Source organism: Roseovarius sp. AK1035, assembly GCF_003288315.1.
Classification (GTDB): domain Bacteria; phylum Pseudomonadota; class Alphaproteobacteria; order Rhodobacterales; family Rhodobacteraceae; genus Roseovarius; species Roseovarius mucosus_A.
The window spans coordinates 3,328,031-3,348,244 of sequence record NZ_CP030099.1 but is presented as its reverse complement, the minus strand read 5'-3'; the positions used below and the strand labels follow the sequence as shown (position 1 = coordinate 3,348,244).

Sequence of the window (20,214 nt, the reverse complement as noted above, 5' to 3'; positions counted from 1 at the left end):
CACCGTAATACACCGAGTTTGTCTCAAATGCGCCCTAATCCGGCGTCATCCATAGGTTGCGACAAGGGACACAGCCCATGGAGGAAGACATGAGCTATTTGAGAATCATTACGGTGGCGATGCTGGGATTGACGCTGTCGGCCTGTGCGAGCGTCGAGACGGCAACCCGCAACGCCCCGCTGGAAACCCCAGCCCTGCGGGCAGCCGCTGTGACACTGGATGTCCAGCAAATTCGGGTGACTGTGCCCAAATCCCTCAAGGTTTCGGAGGCTAACAGCTATTATCCCATGGGCGATATCGTCTGGCGCGAGGATAGGCCGGGGGATCGCCATGCGCAGGTCAAGTCCATCGTTGAGACGGCGCTGGCGCGCGGTGTGGGCGACGGTGTGCCGGGCGGCATGCCTGCGGTGCTTGATGTCCAGGTCACCCGGTTCCATGCGCTGAGTGAAAAGGCGCGCTATACCATCGGCGGCATGCATTCGATCCATTTCACCATCACCCTGCGCAACCCCGAGACGGGTGCACCTTATGGTCCGACGAAACCTGTCAAAGCCAGTTTCAAGGCCTATGGGGGGCAGGCAGCGGTGGCCGCAGAGCAGCGCGGGATCACCCAAAAGGTGCGGATTACCGATCATCTGGCCAAAGTGATCCGAGGCGAATTGGGTCTGCCGCCGCGCGCTGAGACCGATCTGGTCGCGGCCTTGAGCGTGACCGAGTAAATCTGATCTTTTCCATGGGCTACAATCGGCGTAAGGGGGCGGTATGACACCGCCCCCTTATCCTGTGATCCGCCTTCGCCCGAATGTCGAGCCGCGCGCCATCCGTCATGGTGCGCCTTGGGTATTCGATAATGAAATCGTGACCGACCGGCGCACCAAGGCGCTGAGCGCGGGCACTATCGCGCTTTTGGAGGATGCGGACCGCGCGCCTCTGGGCCTTGTCGCGGTCAATATGGCGTCAAAGATCATGGCGCGGATGATGGAACGCGATGTCAGCGTGGCCATTGATCGCGCATGGCTGGTGGCGCGTCTGACCCGCGCCTATGAGATGCGCGAGCGGATGCATGACGCGCCCTATTACCGTTTGGTACATGCCGAGGCCGATGGGTTGCCCGGCGTTGTCATTGACCGCTTTGACGATATTGCCGTGATCCAGCCCAACGCAGCCTGGGCCGAGGCGATGCTGGGCGATCTGGTGGCCGCCGTGCAAGAGGTGACAGGCGTGGGCACCGTGCTCAAGAACGCCGGGGGCCGGGCGCGGGGGCTGGAGGGGCTTGACGATCAGAGTGCTGTTCTGGCGGGTATGGCACCTGAAGGGCCGGTGCCGGTGCCGATGAACGGGGCCATTTACATGGCCGATCTCTTGGGCGGTCAGAAGACCGGGCTTTTCTATGATCAACGCCCCAATCACGCCTTTGCGGCGCGTCTGGCAAAGGGCGCGCGGGTGCTGGATATGTTCAGCCATGTGGGCGGGTTCTCATTGGCCGCTCTGGCTGCGGGGGCAGAGTATGCGCTGGCGGTCGATGGGTCAGACCCTGCGCTGGGCCTTGCAACACAAGGTGCGGCGCGCATGGGTCTGGCCGAGCGGTTCGAGACGCGGCGCGGCGATGCGTTCGACGTGATGGAGGCGTTGGCGGCAGAGGGCGCGCAATTTGATGTGGTCATCTGTGATCCGCCGGCCTTTGCGCCGAGCAAACAGGCGATGGAAAAGGGGCTGCGCGCCTATGAGCGGGTGGCGCGGCTTGCGGCACCTTTGGTGGCACCGGGCGGCTATCTGGCGCTTTGTTCCTGTTCGCATGCGGCGGATTTGAGCAAGTTTCGCGCTGCCTGCACGCGCGGCATTGGGCGCGCGGGGCGGGTGGGGCCGTTGATCCATACCGGCTTTGCCGGGCCGGATCATCCGCTGCATGCCAATCTGGCAGAGTCTGGCTATCTCAAGGCGCTGTTCTATCGGTTATGAAAGTCTTGCTCGACACCTGCGTGATCTATCCCACGGTGATGCGGGAAATGATCCTGGGGGTCGCGGCGGGCGGCGCGTTTGAGCCGCTTTGGTCTGAGCGTATCCTTGGCGAATGGCTGCGCGCGGTGGTCAAGCTGGGACCTGGGGCCGAGGCGCAGGCGGCGGGCGAGGCGGCGATGATGACCGCGCGCTGGCCGCGGGCGTGCGTGACCTATCCGTCGTCGCTGGAGGCGCGGCTGTGGTTGCCTGATCCGGCGGATCGCCATGTGCTGGCAGCGGCGATTGCTGGCTCTGCGGATGGGATCCTCACGCTGAATGCCCGCGATTTTCCACGCCAAACGCTGGCCGAAGAAGGGGTTTGGCGGGCCGATCCGGATGGGTTTTTGCACGGTATCTGGCAGGCGCAACCGGGCCTGGTGGCGGCGGTGGCCGAAACGGTGCTGGACAAGGCGCGGGCGTTGTCGGAGCGCGACTGGGACATGCGCCCGCTTTTAAAAAAGGCCAAGTTGCCGCGTCTGGCCAAGGCGCTTGGGGCTGACTGACGGGCCTTTGCATTTTTTTCCGGCGTGGGTGGAATAATCCTTGCGCCGCGACGTTTCTCTCTTGTCCGCCCCGTTGCCGGGGTGTGGATCACAAGAGGAGAGAACCATGACACAGGACAAGGATAGAATGCTGACGCGGCGGCGCGTGCTGGCCCGTTTGGGGCTGGCGAGCGGGCTTGCCTATGTGGCCCCGGTGATGATGCATCTGGGGGCGGCGCATGCGTCGGGCGCAGGCGGTGATGGTGGCGGCGGTGACGGCGGCGGCGGCTCGGGTGGTGGCGGGTCTGGCGGTGGCGGGTCTGGCCCCGGTGGCTCGGGCGGCGGTGGTGGGTCCGGCCCCGGCGGCTCGGGCGGTGGGGCTGGCAATGCGCGCGGCTCGGGTCCTTCGGGGCGCGGATCCAACCGCAGTTCTGGTCCTTCGGGACGCTAGGACCAACGGGCGATCGTGGCGCAGCGGTGCCCTGATCGCCCGCACTCACCGCGCAAAGCGTTGGGCAGGGTCGGCGAAAGCCTGCGCATCAGAGCGCAAATCGGGATTTTCTGTCCAGCCAGATTAGGTTCTGCGACAGGATCCCCTTTTGGGTGGCTCTGCCCATCTGATGAAACAAGCACAGGATGAATGATATGGCACATAAGGACGAGACACATCTCACGCGGCGGCGCTTGCTGATGCGGTTGGGGCTGGCGAGCGGGCTGGCCTATGTGGCCCCGGTGATGGTGCATCTGGGGGCGGCGCATGCCTCTGAGGCCAGCGGGCGCGGATCACGCGGGTCGCGGGGATCACGGGGATCGCGCGGTTCCGGTGGGGGCTATTCCCGCAGCGGGTATTATTACGGGCGCGGATCGAGCCGGGGGTCCTATGGGTCGGGGCCGTCGGGCCGTGGCAGGCAAGGCTACGTAAGTACGGGTCAGGTGGTCGATGGCATCATCGGCACCTTGAACGATTTGAACAGGCTGCGGTGACATGCGCGCCATGTTGCATCCGGTAAGACAGTTTGCGGCCCGGCTGCGCGCGGCGTCTGACTCCGCAGAATGCCTGTTGCGATTCGACACCGTGCCGCAGGAGGTGGTGCTAAGCCGCGCCGAGGCGGTGGCCGGGGCGTTGTCAGAGGTGATGCCGGGCTGGGGCTGTCGGAGCCTGCCGGGAGCGCCCTCTGAGGCCGTGCCGGTGACGCGGGTCACAGCAGAGGACAGCGGGCGCTATAGCTATCAGTCGTGGTGGTCGCGCGCGCCGTTGACCGATCTGGGGCTGGCGGGGGCGACCTGTGGCGTGGTGGCCGACCTGGTGCAAAGCTATTGCGATGCGCGCCCTGAAATGATCGGGCTGCATTGTGGCGCGGTCGAGGTGGGGGGGCATCTCTTGGCCTTTACCGGGCCATATCGAGCGGGCAAGACGACGCTGGTCACGCGGCTGGCGGCAGAGCCGGGGGTGCGGCTTTATTGCGACGATGTGTTGCCGGTGAACCCAGACGGGCAGGGCGTGGCGCTTGGGGTTCAGCCGCGCCTGCGCCTGCCCTTGCCTGAGGGGGTTTCGGATGGGTTTCGCGCCTATGTTGCGGATCATCTGACGGTGCAGGACCGGCGCTATGGCTATGTGCGGTGTGACGGGCAGGCCCCGCTGGGTACGCAGGCCCCCTTGGCGGGGCTGATCGTGCTGCGGCGCGAAGCCTCTGGTCCGGCGCGGCTGCACCGGATGCGGGTTGCGGATGCGGTGGCCCATATGATCCGCCAGAATATCGCCGATCCCGGCGAGACCGAGGCGCATTATGATCGGCTTGCGGCGCTTGGTGCGCAGCTTTTCTGCGCGACGCTGGTCTATAGCGATCTGGAGGAGGCGGTGCAGGTGGTGCGCGATCTCTGTGCTGCGCCAGAATTGCCGGGGGGCGGCGTGCAGATTGGCCCGATGCTGCCACCTGATCCGGTCGAGGCGGAGACCGTGCCGGCCGATCTGGCGCAGGTGTTTTGCCGCGCCGAAGAGGTCAGCGCGCGCGAGATCGGGCAGGATGTGTTTTTGTGGCAGATGGCGGGGCGCAATTTCTTTCGCCTCAATCCCGTAGCCGGGGCGGTTTGGGCGCTGTTGGAGGAGCCGTGCTATGGCCATGACATTGCCGAAACGCTGGCAGAGGTCTTTGTGGGCACGCCCCAAACGATGATTGCCGACGACCTGTCGGACCTTCTGGGGCAGATGTGCGCGCGCGGGCTGGTGCGCGCCGACGGTTAACGCAGCAGTGCCCGCATGCCTTGATCGAGCCCGGCGAGGGTCATGGGCACCATGCGGTCCTCGAAAATCTCGCGGATCATGGCGATGGACTGGGTATAGCCCCATTCGCCCTGTGGCACCGGGTTGATCCAGAGGTGATGCGGCCATTGGCTGCGTGCGCGCGAGAGCCAGACCTGTCCGGCTTCGGCGTTCCAGTGTTCATTGGCGCCGCCGGGATAGGCGATTTCATAGGGCGACATGCTGGCGTCGCCGACGAAGATGCATTTGTAATCCGGCCCATAGGTGCGCAGCACCTCTTGGGTTGGGATCTGGGCATTCCAGCGGCGGGCATTGTCGCGCCACACGCCTTCATAGAGGCAATTGTGGAAGTAGTAATATTCAAGATGTTTGAATTCGGCGCGGGCGGCGCTGAAGAGTTCCTCGACCACCTTGATATGCGGGTCCATCGAGCCGCCGACATCGAGAAAGAGCAGCACTTTGACCGCATTGCGCCGCTCTGGCCGGGTTTGCACATCGAGATAGCCATGTTCCGCGGTGGCGCGGATGGTGCCGTCAAGATCAAGTTCTTCGGCGGCCCCGTCGCGCGCCCATTTGCGCAGGCGTTTCAGCGCGACCTTGATGTTGCGCGTGCCCAGTTCGACCGAGTCGTCGAGATTGCGGAATTCGCGTTTATCCCAGACCTTGACCGCGCGTCGGTGGCGGCTTTCATCCTGACCAATGCGCACGCCCTCGGGATTGTAGCCATAGGCCCCGAAGGGCGATGTGCCAGCGGTGCCGATCCATTTCGAGCCGCCCTGATGGCGACCCTGCTGTTCCTTGAGGCGCTCGCGCAGCGTTTCCATCAGCTTGTCAAAGCCGCCAAGCGCCTCGATTTCGGCGCGCTCTTGGGGTGTCAGATGCTTTTCGGCCAGTTTTTGCAGCCATTCGGCGGGCAGGTCGACGGCATCAAGCACGTCTTGGGTGCTGATGGCCTCTAACCCGGAAAAGCTGGCGGAAAAGGCCTGATCAAAGCGGTCAATATGACGCTCGTCTTTGACCATCGCGGTGCGGGCGAGGTAGTAGAAGCCGTCGACGTCATAGGTGACAAGGCCGCGCCCCATCGCCTCGAGAAAGGTCAGGTATTCGCGCAAGGAAACCGGCAGGCCCGCGCGTCTGAGGTTCTCAAAGAACGGCAGGAACATCGCAGATCAGAGCGCGCTGCGGTGGATGATCAGCGTCGCAAAGAGACCCAGAAGGGCGAAAATAAGGGCATATACAAAGGCGTATTGCAGAATATCCGCCAGCTTGCCCTTGCGCCGCCGTGCCATGAACGCGCCGGTGAGCGCGCCCAGTAGTGCCCCGATGATTACGATCATGCCTTACCCGTTCGGTCCTTTGAGCGGGCTGAGCGCGCCAACTTCGCGCAGTTTGGCACGCACGGCCCAATCCGCGCCATACCCGTAACGCGCCCAGCCCAGACTGTCCAGCCTGACGGCCTGCGCCTCTGAGACGCGGCCCGAGAGATCGAGCGCCTCGGCGCGCAGCATCATCAGCGTGGCCAAGAGGGCCGCGTTTTCGGCGCGCTCAGCCGTGGCCAGATGTGGGCCGATCAGCATCAGCGCATCCTCGCCGCGCCCTTGGGCGATGGCATAGGCGGCCAGTTGGGCGGCCGCAAAGGCACGGTGCAGGTCTGTGCCGGGGTTCGCCTCGTAGAAGCGTTCGGCAAGGACAAATTGTTCCTGTGCAAAATCGGGATCGGAGGCTTGGGTGATCCGGCCGAGCGCGAAATGGCTGAAGGCGCGGCGGTGATCGTTCCAGCCGACGGCCTGTGCGATGCGCACCGCATCTGTTGCGGCGGCGCGGCGTTCCAGCGGGCGCGCGCCCGGCCCAAGAGCCGTCTGGATGGCGTCGATCCAAGCGCGGGGGGTGGACCCGGCAAAGCGCGGGGCCAACCCATCCCCGGCGGGATTGAGGCGTGACAGGATCGCGGGCAGACGTTCCTCGACTTCGCGGCGGGTCATGCCGGCGCGCAATTCGGGGGCGTAAAACACCTTGAGCACCAGCATGTCGAATCCGGTGAGCACGGCATGGACGTTGTCATCGTTAAAGACGCTGTCCGAGAGGCGGTAAAGATCGTTGAGGGGGCCAAGGGCCTGCGCGAGTTCCTCGTGCAGGCAATCGCGCACCTCTTGCGGGCTGGTGTCATTGGGAACGAAGATGGCGATTCTCTCGCGTTGGCGCAGCTGGCTCCAATCCGTGGCGCGGGAATTGCGGGCGGCGCGGTATTGCGACAGGCGCGAGATATTGGGCACGACGAAACAGGCGGCCTTGGGCAAGCTGCGCTGGATGGCGTCGCGGCTGACGGCCTCGATGGTGATATTGGCGGGGCCTTCGGAGACGCGGCTGATGTTGATCCCAGCCTCGGTTTGCAGGCGGTGCATCAGGCGGTTGAGGTCTGAAATGAGGGTGATCGGAGGTTCGCCGGTCACGCGCACAGTGATCGGCCCCTCGAAGCGCGAGAAATGTTGCAGCATGCGACCCGATTCAAGCTGAAATCCAAGATCGAGGATGTCGCGCTGAATATCGCGGTTGGAGCGTTGCGGGGGCAGGGGGCGGGGGGCGGAAAACGCCTTCATCGGCGGCATCCCGGCCTCTTCCGGCATCGCGGCGCGGGTGGCCGGTTCGTGATAGCTATAGGTGCCGGGCACACAGGCCCCTAGCAGCAGGCAGATCGGTAGAATGACACGACGCATAAGACCCCCGTAACCTAAATCGAAACCAAGGAGCCCGCAGCCGCCGTGGCGCGGGCCCAGTCGCCGACGGGGGCGGGCAAGGGGCGTGCAAGACCCATCGGCCTTGCGCAGCGTATCCCTGCCACGGCCTTTGCCGGGTCGGGGGTAGAATTCATTTTCATCCTGTCCCGCGTAAGGAGCATTTGCGGCAAAATTGTGGCAACTGTATCTTAGCACGGAACAGGGCGCATGCCATGGTTGAATAGCATTCTAAAACAAGAGGATATCTCTTGAAACTTTTATCTCTGGCGGCGCGCCATGAAGGCGAGACGCTCAAATAGATGCACATCCTGCTCGTTCTTGAGAAGCGCGCCGTGCAGTTTGGGCAGGGCATCTGCCCCGTCGCGGCGTAGATCCTCGGGGGTCAGATCCTCGGCCAAGATCAGTTTGAGCCAATCCAAAACTTCGGAGGTCGAGGGTTTTTTCTTGAGGCCCGGCTGATCGCGGATCTCGAAGAACTGGGTGAGGGCGGTCGACAGGAGCGCGTCCTTGATGCCGGGATGGTGCACCTCGACGATGCGCCGCAGGGTTTCGGGGTCGGGAAAGCGGATGTAGTGAAAGAAGCAGCGGCGCAGAAAGGCGTCGGGCAGTTCTTTTTCATTGTTCGAGGTGATGATGATGACGGGGCGGTGGCGGGCGCGGATGGTCTCGCCTGTCTCGTAGACATGGAATTCCATGCGGTCGAGTTCTTGCAGCAAGTCATTGGGAAACTCGATATCGGCCTTGTCGATCTCGTCGATGAGCAGAACGACCTTTTCGTCAGAGGCGAAGGCCTCCCAGAGTTTGCCGCGTTTGATGTAATTGGCCACATCATGCACTCGCGCCTCGCCCAATTGGCTGTCGCGCAGGCGGCTGACGGCATCGTATTCATATAGGCCCTGTTGGGCTTTGGTCGTGGATTTGATATTCCACTCGATCAGCCGCAGGCCAAGCGCACCTGCCACTTGCCGGGCCAATTCGGTCTTGCCTGTGCCGGGTTCGCCCTTGACCAGCAGGGGGCGTTCCAATGTCACGGCGGCGTTGACGGCGACGGTCAGGTCTTCGGTGGCGACATAGGCCTCGGTGCCTTGGAATTTCATCGGTTTTTCAATCCTGTCAGAGGTCAGCGGCGCTGTATTCGGTGGCAACCTAGACGGTTAGACAATTCACATCAATGGCGCGTGATTGGCTAGTGACAATCCTGAATGTGCCGTGTAGATCACCGCCCATGGGGCGCCGACTGTCTGAGGAGTTCATTATGCCAGACACTGGCCTTGATGAGGGGATCGAGATGAAAGCGGAAGTATTTCTGCCCGAAGATTACCAGCCAGCGGAAGATGAGCCGTTCATGAATGACCGGCAGCTGGAGTATTTTCGGCGCAAGCTGATTGCCTGGCGGCTGGAGTTGCTGGAGGGCAGCAGGGAGACAATCGAAGGATTGCAGGATGGCACTCGGGCCATTCCGGATGTGGCCGACAGAGCCAGCGAAGAAACGGATCGTGCGCTGGAATTGCGCACCCGCGACCGTCAGCGCAAGTTGGTGGGCAAGATCGACGCCGCGTTGCGGCGGATTGAGGATGGCGAATTTGGCTATTGCGAGATGACCGGCGAGCCGATCAGCCTCAAGCGGCTGGACGCGCGGCCCATCGCCACCATGACGCTGGAGGCGCAGGAGCGCCATGAGCGCCGCGAAAAGGTGCATCGCGACGATTGAGCTCACGGCCCAACAGCGAAATTTAAACGACAGAGCGCGCCGGGACTTTCCTCCCGGCGCGTTTCGTATCAAGAGAGGTGCCATGACACTGGATGGGCTGAACATCGCGGTCATTGGGGCCGGAATTGGCGGGCTGGCCGTCGCGCGCGCGCTGTGCCTGCGCGGGGCGGATGTGACCCTGTTGGAGCAAGCGCCCGAGATTTCCGAAGTGGGGGCTGGATTGCAGATCAGCCCCAATGGCTTTGCCGTGCTGCGCGCGCTTGGGCTGGATGTGCCGCTTGTGGCGCGGTCGATGCAGGCGCAAGCTGTCAGTCTGCGCGATTATCAGCGGGGCGAAGTGCTGCGGCTGGATCTGGCGGGATTACAGGATCGAAATTATCATTTCATCCACCGTGCAGACCTGATCGACGTGTTGGCCGAGGGCGCACGCGAGGTCGGGGTCAAGGTGCGGCTGATGCAAAAGGTCAGCGCGGTCGAGGGCGGCGAGCGCCCCTGCGTGCGGATGGCCAATGACTCGCGGTTTGATGCGGATCTGGTGATCGGGGCGGACGGGCTGCATTCGGTGGTGCGGCGCGCGCTGAATGGCACGCTGGCGCCGTTCTTTACCCGGCAAGTGGCATGGCGGGCGGTGGTGCCCAATCTTTTGGGGCGCGGCCCTGAGGCGCAGGTGCATATGGGGCCGATGCGCCATGTGGTGAGCTATCCGTTGCGGGGGGGCACGCTGCTTAATCTGGTGGCGGTACAAGAGCGCGCCGCCTGGACCGAGGAAAGCTGGAGCCAGAAGGATGATCCGATGGCGCTGCGCGCGGCCTTTGGCGATTTCGGGCCAGAGGTGCAGGCGATGCTGTCGGCGGTCGAGGAGGTGCATCTGTGGGGGCTGTTCCGGCATCCGGTGGCGCAGGTCTGGCAGCGGGACGGGCTGGCGCTTTTGGGGGATGCCGCGCACCCGACCTTGCCCTTTATGGCGCAGGGGGCGTCGATGGCGCTGGAGGATGCCTGGGTGCTGGTCGATGCTCTGAGTGCTGCGGAGGGGCTTGCCGAGGGGCTGGCGGCCTATCAGGGGCGGCGCGACGCACGGGTGCGGCGGGTGGTTGAGGCGGCCAATCGCAATGCGTGGAAATACCACCTGAGTTTTCCGCCGCTCCGTTGGGCGGCGCATACGGCGTTACGGGCCGGCGGGGCATTCGCGCCCGAGCGCATGTTGCGGCAGTTTGACTGGCTTTATGGCCATGACGTGACGCGCAAGGCGGGGTAGGGGCGTACGCTCAGGCAACGCCACTCTGCCCGCCTATTTGAAGTTGCGGCTTTCCTTGATCTGTTCCCACGCCCAGACCACCTGTTGCAACTGTTCTTCCTGGCTGCGGTCGCCGCCGTTGATATCCGGGTGCAGCACCTTGATCAGCGATTTATACGCTTTGCGCAATTCGGCCTTGGTCCAGGTATCTTCGGCCTCGAGGATCTCGATGGCGCGGCGTTCGGTGGGGGGCAGTTTGCGGGTGCCGCCTTTCTTCTTGCCGGGGTTCTGGGTGGCGTTGACGCCCAGCACCTGATGCGGGTCCTCGATGCCCAGGCGTGCCCAAGCGCGCGCCTCGGGATCGGTAATGCGGCGTGTTTCACGCTCCCACACCTTGTCCTTGGACATCTGCGCGTTCAACTCTGCCTCGGTGGTGCCATCAAAGAAGTTCCACTTGAGGTTATAGTCGCGCACATGCTGCTGGCAGAACCAGAAGTAATCGTCGAGCACATCGGGCGCCTTGGGGGCGCGATATTTGCCCGCCTCTTCGCAGCCCTCGTGATCGCATACGCGGGTCGAGGTTTCGGAAGCGCCGGACATGCCCCGCCGACCGCGCGGATTCTTCTTCTTGGCCGAGGAGACGGACATATCGAAACCGAAGGGATCTGATTTGGACATGGGGCTTACCTTTGCGAGTCGGAGACGAGAGTGTATGCCAAAACGCGCGGAATTGAAGGGGCGGCGGGCAAAATATTCCGGGTCGGGGCGCGCATTCGGGGCTTGACAGAGAGCCCGTGCGCAGGGTCAGGCGGCGGTCAATCCGTCTCAATCACATCCGGGGCACGTGGGGGGATGCTGGCTGTATCCGGCGCGGCGGTCTGTGCCGTGCCGGGGATCACCACCTCGCGGCGAAAGACCGCAACCGAGCGATAAACGGTGTGGGTCGAGGTCAGGCCTTGCCGCTCTTCGCTGGGGAGAATGTCTGTTCGCAGATATTCCCAACCGGCGCGCGCCATATCATTGAGCAGATCCTCGACGCCCAAGGCAAAGCGCGCCTCGGGGGTTTTGACGCCGGGGGCCTTGCGGCCACGGGTGGGCGCGGGCAGGACCTTGTATTCGAAAAGGGGCATTTGCAGCTCCGGATTGATGCAGGCGCCATACCTTACGCGACTGGTCTGGGGGCGCAAGCGAAACACGAAGCCCCGGACGATGGGTCCGGGGCTGTGCATTTGGTCAAGGCGGGCAGGGTTACTTGGGGCCCGGTCCGATCACCATGATCATCTGGCGACCTTCCATCTTGGGCATGTTCTCGACCCGGCCTACTTCTTTGATGTCATCGGCGATGCGTTCAAGAAGTTGGCGGCCCAAGTCCTGATGCGCCATTTCGCGACCACGGAAGCGCAAGGTGATCTTTACCTTGTCGCCGCCTTGCAGGAATTTCACGACGCTGCGCATCTTGACGTCATAGTCATGCGTGTCGGTGCCGGGGCGGAACTTGATTTCCTTGATCTCGATGATGTGCTGCTTCTTGCGGGCCTCGGCCTCACGCTTTTGCTGCTCATACTTGTATTTCCCGAAATCCATGATCTTGCAGACCGGCGGCGTGGCGCTTGGCGAGATTTCGACCAAATCAAGTCCTGCCTCTTCGGCCATTTCAAGCGCACGTTGTGGGGTTATGAGCCCGACGTTTTCGCCATCTGCGCCGATCAGGCGAATTTCATCACAGCGAATGCGGTCATTGATACGGGGGCCGGTTTCGCGCGTAGGGGGCGCGTTGTGGGGTCTGCGGGCTATGGCTTTGTTCCTTCGATTGTTGTTCGGGTCGGGTGAATTTGACGCTGCAAGGTAAACGCGGTGCGCCGCGCTTTCAAGCTGCAAATAGGCTGATCTGAGCCGAAAGCCGGTCAATTCCCCCTTGCGCCTTTCCTTTTGTGTCTACATTTGGGAGGGAGTTAGCAAAGGACCGCGCGACAAGCGTGCGGGCCAGACAGTTTTGGGGAGATGGTTATGAAAAACCTGATTTGGATTCTCGTGGCGGCGGTTGTGCTGGGGGGGGGCTATCTGCTCTTTTCCGGCAAGTCGGTGGAAGAGGTTGTCGAGAGCGTGAGCCCGACCGAGACCGAAGTCGAAGCGCCGGCCGCGTTGGAAGATGCGGCAACGGCAGTTGGTGACGCGGCAGAGGCCGTGGCGGACACCGCAGCCGAGGCGGTCGAGGCCACGCAAGAGGCCGCCGAGACAGCCGTTGAGGCTGTGAGCGATACGGCAGCGGCCGCAGGCGATGCCGCAGCAGAGGCGGTTGAGAGCGCGACAGAGGCTGTGACAGAGACCGCGACCGAGGCATCCGAGGCCGCAGGAACCGCAGTAGACGCCACGACCGAGACTGCGACCGAGGCAGCGGACGCAGCACAGGAGACTGCCGCAGAGGCGGTTGAGGGCGCGCAGGACACGGCTACCGAGGCCGCGGACACCGCGACCGAAGCAGCCACGGCTGCAACCGAAACCGCGACCGAGGCCGCGGACGCAGCACAGGAGACGGCCACAGAGGCGGTTGAGGGCGCGCAGGATACGGCCACCGAGGCCGCAGCGGATGCGGTTTCGGCAGCGGTTGATCAGCCTGCGACGGCGGCAGAAGTGGCCCCGGAGGCGCTGACGGTTGAGGGTTTTGACCTGGCCACGGTTCAGACGCTGATTGAAGGCTCTGACGTCGGTGCGTTGCAAAAGACGATGCTGCTGGAAGGCGTTAAGGCGGCGCAGGACAATCCCGAATTGCTGAAAGCGGCCCTTGAAGCAGCGCGTGCGGCGCTCGGCTACTGAGCCCTGAGATTACATGAAGAAACCCGCGCAAGGTGTTGGCCTTGCGCGGGTTTTTTTATGCCTGACGTTTGGGGCTCTCAGTCGAGGAACGCTTTTTCCACGACATATTCCTTGGGGTCGGAGTTGGCCCCCTCGCGCAGCCCGTAGCCCTCGAGCATGTCCTTGATCTCGAGGTTGAAGGCGAGGTTGCCGCAGACCATGGCACGGTCGGTCTCTCGGCTGAGCGGGGCCACACCCAGATCAGCAAAGACCTCGCCCGAGCGCATGAGGTCGGTGATCCGGCCCATCTTGGGGCTCTCCTCGCGCGTGGTGGTGGGATAATAGCGCAGTTTGTCGGCAAAGCCTTCGCCGATCAGTTCGGCCAGCATTTCGTCGTTGCGAATGCTCTCGATCAGATCCGCGCCATATTGCAATTCGCCCACTTCGCGGCAGGTGTGGGTGATGATGACCTCGTCATAATCGCTATAGGTCTGCGGGTCGCGCAGAAGCGAGGCAAAAGGCGCAAAGCCGGTGCCGGTGGCAAAGAACCAGATCCGCTTGCCGGGCAAGAGCGCGTCATGCACCAGCGTGCCCACGGGTTTGGGGCGAAGGATGATTTCATCGCCCACTTCGATATGCTGGAGGCGCGAGGTGAGCGGGCCGTCCTGCACCTTGATCGAGTAGAATTCCAGCTCGTCATCCCAAGAGGGCGAGGCGATGGAATAGGCGCGCAGAAGCGGTTTTTCCTTGCCGGTTTTCTCGTCGGTCTGCATGAGGCCGATCATCACGAATTCGCCCGAGCGAAAGCGCAAGCTGGCGGGCCGCGTCACGCGGAACGAAAACAGCCGGTCGGTCCAGTGTTTCACCTCTGTCACGATCTGCGCATCGGGGATCGCAAGGGTTTTGGGCGCTTTCGCGGTCGCTTGGGTCACGGCGGTCATCTCGTTCATGGTGTCATCTGCCGGTCGTTTAAACCGACATCCTTTTCTAATCTTTGATTCAGGTCAGGTGAAAGGGCTAATCAGCCGCGCAGCCGCGCCTGATAGTCATGCGCCTGCCAATCGGCGCGAAAAAGCCAATCTGCCTCGGGCTGACGGGCGGCGAGGCTATCGGAAATCTCGACCTCGTCGAAACCCGACCGCCGCGCCATGGCGTATTGATCGGCGATGACATGGCCGCGCGCGCGCAAGCGCCCGGTATAGCCCATGAGCCGCAGTTGACGCGCGATGGAATAGCCGCGCCCGTCGGCAGCCGCTGGGAAATCGACGCGAATGAAGGTGATACCCTCGAGCCGCCCGGCGAGCGTAGCGGGGTTGGTGTCATTGGGCAGATCGAGCGCTGTCGTCTCGGCACCCGCCTCGGCCAGGGGTGTAATCGGGGCGGTCCAGTCGTCGGGCGCAAAGCCCCGGTCGGTGATGATGACAGTCATGCGGATACTCCTTTTCGCACCATCTTGCCGTTGACAAAATGGATGCCACATTCGGTTTTGTCCTGATCGCGCCAGCGGCCGGATCGGGGATCTTCGCCCGGTGCAACGGGTGTTGTGCAGGGCATGCAGCCGATGGACGGGTAGCCGCGCGCGACCAGCGGATGCCGGGGCAGGCGGTTTTCGTCCATATAGGTGCGGATATCTTCGGGTGCCCAATGGGCGAGTGGATTGACCTTGATGCGCCCGGTCTCGTCCTCGACCTCGAAGAAATCGAGCGCGGCGCGGGTGCCGGATTGATAGCGTTTGCGCCCGGTGATCCAGCCATCAAAGCCTGTGAGCGCGCGTTGTAGCGGCGCGGATTTCCGCAGGGCGCAGCAGGCATTGGTATCGCGTTGATGAAGGGTCGCATCGGGGTCTTGGGCCCTCAGATCGCCCGCATCCGCGCGGATGATGCGCAGGCCACTGAGGTTAAGCCGCTCTGCCAATTCCTGTTGATAGACAAGCGTTTCGGCAAAGAGCATTTCGGTGTCGATGAAAATCACCGGCGTGTCGCGACGGGTGACCGAGACCATGTGCAAGAGCACGACGGATTCCGCGCCAAAGCTTGAGACAAGCGCCAGCTTGCCCGCTTGTGGATCGCGCAACGCATGCTCGAGCACCGACACCGCCGAATGATGGCGGTATCGGTCGTTGAGCGCGTGAACCCGTGTGGTCAGGTCACTCTGCGGCATGGGCGCGGGCCTCTGCATCGTAGAGCGCGGATTTGAAGGGGGCCATCCCGAGGCGATTATAGGCCTCGAGGAAGGTCTCTTCCGGTCCTTCGCGCAGATCGAGATAGGCAAAGATCAGACGCTCGATGGCGGGCACAATCTCGTCATAGGCAAAGCCCGGCCCGGTGCGGGTGCCGATGGCCGTGTTTTCCGACGCATCGCCGCCAAGGGTGATCTGGTAGTTTTCAACGCCCGCACGGTCGAGGCCAAGAATGCCGATATGGCCCACATGGTGATGCCCGCAGGCGTTGATGCAGCCCGAGATCTTGATCTGGAGGTGGCCCACCTCATGCTCGATCTTGAGCTCTTCGAGGCGGGTGGCGATGCCTTGGGCCACGGGGATCGAGCGGGCGGTTGCCAGCGCGCAATAATCCATGCCGGGGCAGGCGATGATATCCGAGGCAAGGCCGATGTTCGCCGTCGCCAGCCCGACAGCTTTCAGGGCCGCATGCACTGCGGGAATGTCGGCCAAGGCCACATGCGGCAGAACAAGGTTCTGCGCGTGGGTGGCGCGGATGTCGTTATGGCCGTAGTTTTCCGCCAGATCGGCAACGAGACGCATCTGATCGGCGGAGGCGTCGCCCGGTGTTTGCCCATGCGCCTTGAGGCTAATGGTGACGATGCCGTGATCGGCGTGTTTGTGCGCTGTCACATTGGTATCGGCCCAGGCGCGGAACACCGGATCGGCATCGCGGGCGGCGTAATAGGGGGCGGCATCCCGTTCTGAGAGGGTGGGCGTGACAAAGGCCGCGTTGATCCGCGCCAGCCAGTCCTGATCGACGCCAGAGAAGGCGGCGCGGCGGCGGGGGAATTCCTCCTCGACCAGGGCGCGGATTTCATCAAGGCCGTTCTCGTGCACGGTGATCTTGATACGCGCCTTGTATTTGTTGTCACGCCGTCCGATGCGGTTGTAGGTCGCCAGCACCGATTCCAGATAGGGCAGCAAATCTGCGCGCGGCAGGAAATCGCGCAGCAGTTTGGCCACCATCGGCGTGCGGCCCATGCCACCACCAACCCAGACCTCAAAGCCGCGCGCGCCATCACGCTCGACGATCTTGAGGCCGATGTCATGGCTCTTCATCACGGCGCGGTCGCTGTCAGAGGCGATGACGGCAATCTTGAACTTGCGCGGCAGGAATTGGAATTCAGGATGGTCGGTGGACCATTGCCGGACAAGTTCGGCCACCGGGCGCGGATCTTCGATTTCATCCGCGGCGGCACCTGCGAAATGGTCGGAGGTCACGTTACGGATGGTGTTGCCAGAGGTTTGGATGGCGTGCATCCCCACCTCTGCCAGAGCATCGAGCATATCGGGGATATCGCTGAGCTTTGGCCAGTTATATTGAATGTTGGTGCGGGTGGTGAAGTGGCCATAGCCCTTGTCCCACCGCTCTGCCAGATAGGCCAGTTGGCGCAGCTTGGCCGGATCGAGCGAGCCATAGGGGATCGCCACGCGCAGCATATAGGCGTGCAGTTGCAGGTAGAGCCCGTTCATCAGGCGCAGGGGGCGAAATTCATCCTCGGTCAGGTTGCCGGCAACGCGGCGGTCCACCTGCGCGCGGAACTGGCGGTTACGCTCTGCGATGAATGCGGTGTCGAAGTCGTTGTATTGATACATTTTCTGGGTTCCTTACCTTGGGAGGTCCCGGGTCAAGCCCGGGACAGTCCTTCGGATTGCTTGCCGTGAAAGAGGTTCGAGGGGCCCTTGCGGCGGAAATCCTCGCGGAAATGGGTGGGTTCGGGGCCGTTCGGGCCATGTTTGACATCGGCGAGATAGGCCCCGACGATTTCGCCTGCGCGTGCTTGTGCTTGCAGCAAACGATAGTCGGCATCGGCCTCGTCGGTCAGCACCTCGGCCTGAGCCAGATCGCGCGCCCATGTGTCGGCGGCGGTGAGATAGACGACATCGCCCTCGATCAGGGCGTTGGCGGTGACGACCTTGGGGGTGAATTCTTGGGCCATGTCAGGCAAGCTCCTGTTGGGATTGGGCAATTTGGGCCTCTGCCGCGCGGGGCGCGAGACCGAGAAAGGTGAGGGCGGGGCCGGTGATCGCGGCCTCTGCGAGATCCGTGGGCAAGCGATCCAGTGTTGTGGCAAGGATGCGTTGATCGGGGCGGCTGGCATTCTCGATTACAGTCACGGGCGTGGCACGGTCGGCCCCGTGCATGATCAGGCGGCCTTGGATGAAGCGGGCAGATTTCTTGCCCATGTAGATCGCGGCCACCTCGCCGGGCCGCGCGAGCGCGGACCAATCGTGATCGGCAAAGCCCTTCATGTCATGGCCGGTGAGAAACCGCACCGAGGCGTTGCGGCCACGTTGCGTGAGGCTTTGACCGATGCTGGCCACCGAGGCGGAGGCGGCGGTGATGCCGGGCACCACATGCCACGCGATGCCAGCGGCGGTCACGGCCTCGATTTCCTCGTCCAAGCGACCAAAGACGGTGGGATCGCCACCCTTGAGGCGCACCACTTGCGCGCCGGTGGCGGCATGTTCGACGATAAGGGCGTTGATCGCGTCTTGTGACATGGAGGCCGCAAAGCCCTCTTTGCCTGCGTCAATCAGGATTGCCTCGCGGCGGGCGAGTTCGAGGATGGCGGGCGTTACCAGACGGTCGTGGATCACCACATCGGCGGTGTCGAGCGCCTTGCGCGCCTTGAGGGTCAGAAGATCCGGATCGCCGGGACCGGCCCCGACAAAGGCGACGTGACCGTCACGCTCTTGCGCGTTCAGATGCTGATCAAGGATTGCGTGCAGCGTGGTTTTGACCTGCTCTTCGCCGCCCTGATCCATCGCGCGGGGGCCTGCGTTGAAATAATAGTCGGCCCAGAAATCGCGGCGGCGGCGGCCCATGGGCAGCACATCGGCGGCCTTGCGAAAGGCCTTGCCCAACCGGGCAAGAGGGCCAAGCGTGGCGGGCAGGCGCGCCTCGAGATCGGATTTGATGGCGCGGGCCAGAACCGGCGCTGCACCTTCTGTACCGATCGCCACGGTCACCGGATCGCGATCGACGATGGCGGGGGTGATGAATTGGCTATCCTCGAGGTTGTCCACGATATTGACGAGTGCTCCGTCCGCCCGCGCGATGGCCGATGTGCGGGCATCCTCGGCGGTATCCTCATCGGCGGCATAGAACAGTACAGCGCAAAGGGCATCGCCGGGCTGCATCGCGCGCTGCTGCAGGCGCAGGCGGCCTGCGGCGGCCCATTGCACGATTTCGGGCGCAGGTTCGGGCGCAAAGACGGTCACATGCGCCTCGGTCTTGAGCAGGAGGCGCAATTTCGCCAGAGCGGCCTCGCCGCCACCGGAAAGCACGATACGACGTCCCTCGACGGCGACAAAGATCGGGAAATGTTTCATCGGGCGGGCCTCGGGGAACGGTTTGACTCTGCGGTTAATATAGGAAATATTCCCGGTTAAGCGCCATATGCTGGGCGGAATAAGGAAGTTTGTTCCAATTGCAGCGCAGGTCAGTTGGAATGTTTCGGCAAAAGGAAGAATTTGGAATGGCTGTTCGTCTCGATGATCTGGATCGGAAAATCCTCGTGCAGCTGCAGGAGGATGGCGGGCAGTCGCTGGATGATATCGCCAAGAACGTCGGCAGTTCCAAGACGCCCGTCTGGAACCGGATTCGCAAAATGCGTGAGGCCGGGGTGATCCGGCAGCAGACCTATTTGCTGGATCCTGAGTCGCTGGGGTTCGAGGCGTGTTTTTTCGTGCTGATCCGCACGTCAGAGCATGATGCGGGTTGGCAGGCGGCATTCCTCAGGGCGCTGAAGGCGCGGCCCGAAGTGCAGGAGGCGCACCGGCTGGCGGGGGATATCGACTATATCCTCAAGGTTCGGGTGGCCAATGCGCGGGCGTATGACGTGTTTTATCAAGCGCTGATTTCAGAGGTGAAGGTGCATAATGTGACAGCGCTCTTGTCGATGGAAGAGATCAAATCAACCACGATGCTGCCACTTTGAGCGGGGAATGGGGGCGCTGCCCCCGGCCGCCTGCGGCGGCCACCCCCGGAGTATTTTTGCCAAAAAGAAGCGGGATCAGGCCTGTTCAAGCGCCGTGATGATCGGCGAAAACTCGGCAGTGGTCAGGCTTGCGCCGCCCACAAGCGCGCCATCGACATCGGCCAGTGCGAAAATCTCGGGGGCGTTGGCGGGTTTAACGGAGCCGCCATAGAGCAGGCGGATGCCTTGGGCGGCTTCTGCCCCAAAGCGCGCGGTAAGTTCTGCGCGCAGGAAGCGATGCACCTCGGAGATTTGTGCGGGGCTGGGGGTGAGGCCGGTGCCGATGGCCCAGATCGGTTCATAGGCGATGACGGTATTTGTGCCGGTCGCGGTATCGGGCAGGGAATGGCGCAGGTGCTCGGCGATGACATCAAGGGTTTGTGCCGCCTCACGTTCGGCCAAGGATTCGCCCACGCAGATGAGTGCCGTGAGATGGGCGGCATGGGCGGCGGTGGCCTTGGCGGCGACAAGGGCGCTCGACTCGGCATGATCCTGACGGCGTTCGGAATGGCCCAAGATGACCGCCACGGCACCGGCATCGGCCAGCATCGGTGCGGAAATATCGCCGGTATGCGCGCCGGAGGCGGCAGCGTGGCAGTCTTGTGCGCCGATCATCAGGGGGCTGTCGGCACTGAGCCCTGCGGCCTGCACAATGAGCGTGGCGGGTGGGCAGATCAGGATATCCACGCGCGGTGTGGGATGGGCGGCGATGAGTGCTTGCAATTCCGTCAGGCTAGCATTGATGCCGTTCATCTTCCAATTGCCGGCGGCAAGCTTGCGTCTCATACGTGCACTGT

The 20,214-nt window shown here is 63.0% G+C and carries 24 protein-coding genes; 10 read left to right on the top strand and 14 right to left on the bottom strand.

What is annotated here, in order from left to right; genetic code table 11:
* The first annotated feature begins 89 nt into the window (after positions 1-89).
* The 6 genes from RAK1035_RS16005 to RAK1035_RS15980 all read left to right on the top strand — a co-directional run bounded on the left by RAK1035_RS16005 (position 90) and on the right by RAK1035_RS15980 (position 4,722).
* The gene (locus RAK1035_RS16005; protein ID WP_232279262.1) at positions 90-719 is read left to right on the top strand and encodes a DUF6778 family protein; all 630 of its coding nucleotides are present in this window, start codon (positions 90-92) and stop codon (positions 717-719) included.
* 43 nt (positions 720-762) lie between these two features.
* Positions 763-1,959, top strand: coding sequence for an RSP_2647 family RNA methyltransferase (locus RAK1035_RS16000; RefSeq protein ID WP_112303102.1), 1,197 nt, complete (start codon positions 763-765; stop codon positions 1,957-1,959).
* Positions 1,956-2,501 (top strand): RSP_2648 family PIN domain-containing protein, encoded by a 546-nt coding sequence (locus tag RAK1035_RS15995; RefSeq protein ID WP_008281172.1) that lies wholly within the window; start codon positions 1,956-1,958, stop codon positions 2,499-2,501. Before RAK1035_RS16000 ends, RAK1035_RS15995 begins: the two co-directional genes overlap by 4 nt.
* Before the next feature lie 106 nt (positions 2,502-2,607).
* The gene (locus tag RAK1035_RS20430; protein ID WP_008281171.1) at positions 2,608-2,931 is read left to right on the top strand and encodes a hypothetical protein; all 324 of its coding nucleotides are present in this window, start codon (positions 2,608-2,610) and stop codon (positions 2,929-2,931) included.
* A gap of 194 nt (positions 2,932-3,125) precedes the next feature.
* Positions 3,126-3,464, top strand: a complete 339-nt coding sequence (locus RAK1035_RS15985; RefSeq protein ID WP_050775754.1) for a hypothetical protein — start codon at positions 3,126-3,128, stop codon at positions 3,462-3,464.
* Positions 3,465-3,540: 76 nt separating this feature from the next.
* Positions 3,541-4,722, top strand: a complete 1,182-nt coding sequence (locus RAK1035_RS15980) for a PqqD family peptide modification chaperone (protein ID WP_254683683.1) — start codon at positions 3,541-3,543, stop codon at positions 4,720-4,722.
* Here the strand turns inward: RAK1035_RS15980 and RAK1035_RS15975 are convergent.
* From RAK1035_RS15975 to RAK1035_RS15965, 4 genes are all read right to left on the bottom strand, one after another.
* Entirely contained in the window at positions 4,719-5,903 is a 1,185-nt protein-coding gene (locus RAK1035_RS15975; protein WP_008281168.1) for a vWA domain-containing protein, read from the bottom strand. The two genes, RAK1035_RS15980 and RAK1035_RS15975, sit on opposite strands and share 4 nt — an antisense overlap.
* Positions 5,904-5,909: 6 nt before the next feature.
* Positions 5,910-6,077, bottom strand: a complete 168-nt coding sequence (locus RAK1035_RS20425; RefSeq protein ID WP_008281167.1) for a hypothetical protein — start codon at positions 6,075-6,077, stop codon at positions 5,910-5,912.
* Positions 6,078-6,080: 3 nt separating this feature from the next.
* The gene (locus tag RAK1035_RS15970) at positions 6,081-7,454 is read right to left on the bottom strand and encodes a DUF2927 domain-containing protein (protein WP_008281166.1); all 1,374 of its coding nucleotides are present in this window, start codon (positions 7,452-7,454) and stop codon (positions 6,081-6,083) included.
* A gap of 278 nt (positions 7,455-7,732) precedes the next feature.
* Complete coding sequence (locus tag RAK1035_RS15965) at positions 7,733-8,572, bottom strand: AAA family ATPase (RefSeq protein ID WP_008281165.1); 840 nt, start codon at positions 8,570-8,572, stop codon at positions 7,733-7,735.
* Between the two features lie 158 nt (positions 8,573-8,730).
* On the opposite strand from RAK1035_RS15965, the gene dksA reads away from it, so the two are divergent.
* Together dksA and RAK1035_RS15955 are read left to right on the top strand one after the other, a co-directional pair.
* On the top strand, positions 8,731-9,186 hold the full coding sequence (dksA, locus tag RAK1035_RS15960) for an RNA polymerase-binding protein DksA (RefSeq protein WP_232279198.1): 456 nt from the start codon (positions 8,731-8,733) through the stop codon (positions 9,184-9,186).
* Positions 9,187-9,268: 82 nt separating this feature from the next.
* On the top strand, positions 9,269-10,441 hold the full coding sequence (locus tag RAK1035_RS15955) for an FAD-dependent monooxygenase (RefSeq protein WP_008281163.1): 1,173 nt from the start codon (positions 9,269-9,271) through the stop codon (positions 10,439-10,441).
* Between the two features lie 33 nt (positions 10,442-10,474).
* Here RAK1035_RS15955 and RAK1035_RS15950 read toward each other — a convergent pair whose 3' ends face one another.
* The 3 genes from RAK1035_RS15950 to infC all read right to left on the bottom strand — a co-directional run bounded on the left by RAK1035_RS15950 (position 10,475) and on the right by infC (position 12,298).
* Positions 10,475-11,098 carry a J domain-containing protein gene (locus RAK1035_RS15950; protein WP_008281162.1) on the bottom strand — a complete coding sequence of 208 codons (624 nt, stop codon included), beginning with the start codon at positions 11,096-11,098 and terminating at the stop codon, positions 10,475-10,477.
* Between the two features lie 137 nt (positions 11,099-11,235).
* Positions 11,236-11,550 carry a hypothetical protein gene (locus tag RAK1035_RS15945; protein ID WP_008281161.1) on the bottom strand — a complete coding sequence of 105 codons (315 nt, stop codon included), beginning with the start codon at positions 11,548-11,550 and terminating at the stop codon, positions 11,236-11,238.
* A 118-nt stretch (positions 11,551-11,668) separates the two neighbouring features.
* On the bottom strand, positions 11,669-12,298 hold the full coding sequence (gene infC, locus RAK1035_RS15940) for a translation initiation factor IF-3 (protein ID WP_008281160.1): 630 nt from the start codon (positions 12,296-12,298) through the stop codon (positions 11,669-11,671).
* Positions 12,299-12,427: 129 nt separating this feature from the next.
* Here infC and RAK1035_RS15935 point away from each other — a divergent pair, with 129 nt between their 5' ends.
* On the top strand, positions 12,428-13,234 hold the full coding sequence (locus RAK1035_RS15935; protein ID WP_037297682.1) for a hypothetical protein: 807 nt from the start codon (positions 12,428-12,430) through the stop codon (positions 13,232-13,234).
* Between the two features lie 77 nt (positions 13,235-13,311).
* Here the strand turns inward: RAK1035_RS15935 and RAK1035_RS15930 are convergent, their stop codons facing one another.
* The 6 genes from RAK1035_RS15930 to cysG all read right to left on the bottom strand — a co-directional run bounded on the left by RAK1035_RS15930 (position 13,312) and on the right by cysG (position 18,770).
* Positions 13,312-14,163: a ferredoxin--NADP reductase gene (locus RAK1035_RS15930; protein WP_008281158.1), complete on the bottom strand. Its 852-nt coding sequence runs from the start codon at positions 14,161-14,163 to the stop codon at positions 13,312-13,314.
* A 71-nt stretch (positions 14,164-14,234) separates the two neighbouring features.
* Complete coding sequence (locus RAK1035_RS15925; RefSeq protein WP_008281157.1) at positions 14,235-14,642, bottom strand: DUF934 domain-containing protein; 408 nt, start codon at positions 14,640-14,642, stop codon at positions 14,235-14,237.
* Complete coding sequence (locus RAK1035_RS15920) at positions 14,639-15,373, bottom strand: phosphoadenylyl-sulfate reductase (protein ID WP_008281156.1); 735 nt, start codon at positions 15,371-15,373, stop codon at positions 14,639-14,641. The genes RAK1035_RS15925 and RAK1035_RS15920 overlap by 4 nt, the downstream gene beginning before the upstream one ends.
* Positions 15,360-17,030: a nitrite/sulfite reductase gene (locus RAK1035_RS15915; RefSeq protein ID WP_008281155.1), complete on the bottom strand. Its 1,671-nt coding sequence runs from the start codon at positions 17,028-17,030 to the stop codon at positions 15,360-15,362. The genes RAK1035_RS15920 and RAK1035_RS15915 overlap by 14 nt, the downstream gene beginning before the upstream one ends.
* 32 nt (positions 17,031-17,062) lie before the next feature.
* Entirely contained in the window at positions 17,063-17,374 is a 312-nt protein-coding gene (locus RAK1035_RS15910) for a DUF2849 domain-containing protein (protein WP_008281154.1), read from the bottom strand.
* Position 17,375: 1 nt separating this feature from the next.
* Positions 17,376-18,770: a siroheme synthase CysG gene (gene cysG / locus RAK1035_RS15905; RefSeq protein ID WP_008281153.1), complete on the bottom strand. Its 1,395-nt coding sequence runs from the start codon at positions 18,768-18,770 to the stop codon at positions 17,376-17,378.
* Positions 18,771-18,916: 146 nt separating this feature from the next.
* On the opposite strand from cysG, the gene RAK1035_RS15900 reads away from it, so the two are divergent.
* A complete protein-coding gene (locus RAK1035_RS15900) occupies positions 18,917-19,378 on the top strand; it encodes an Lrp/AsnC family transcriptional regulator (protein WP_037297758.1) in 462 nt (153 codons plus the stop codon).
* Between the two features lie 75 nt (positions 19,379-19,453).
* Here the strand turns inward: RAK1035_RS15900 and tpiA are convergent, their stop codons facing one another.
* The gene (gene tpiA / locus RAK1035_RS15895) at positions 19,454-20,203 is read right to left on the bottom strand and encodes a triose-phosphate isomerase (RefSeq protein WP_008281151.1); all 750 of its coding nucleotides are present in this window, start codon (positions 20,201-20,203) and stop codon (positions 19,454-19,456) included.
* Positions 20,204-20,214 lie beyond the last annotated feature (11 nt).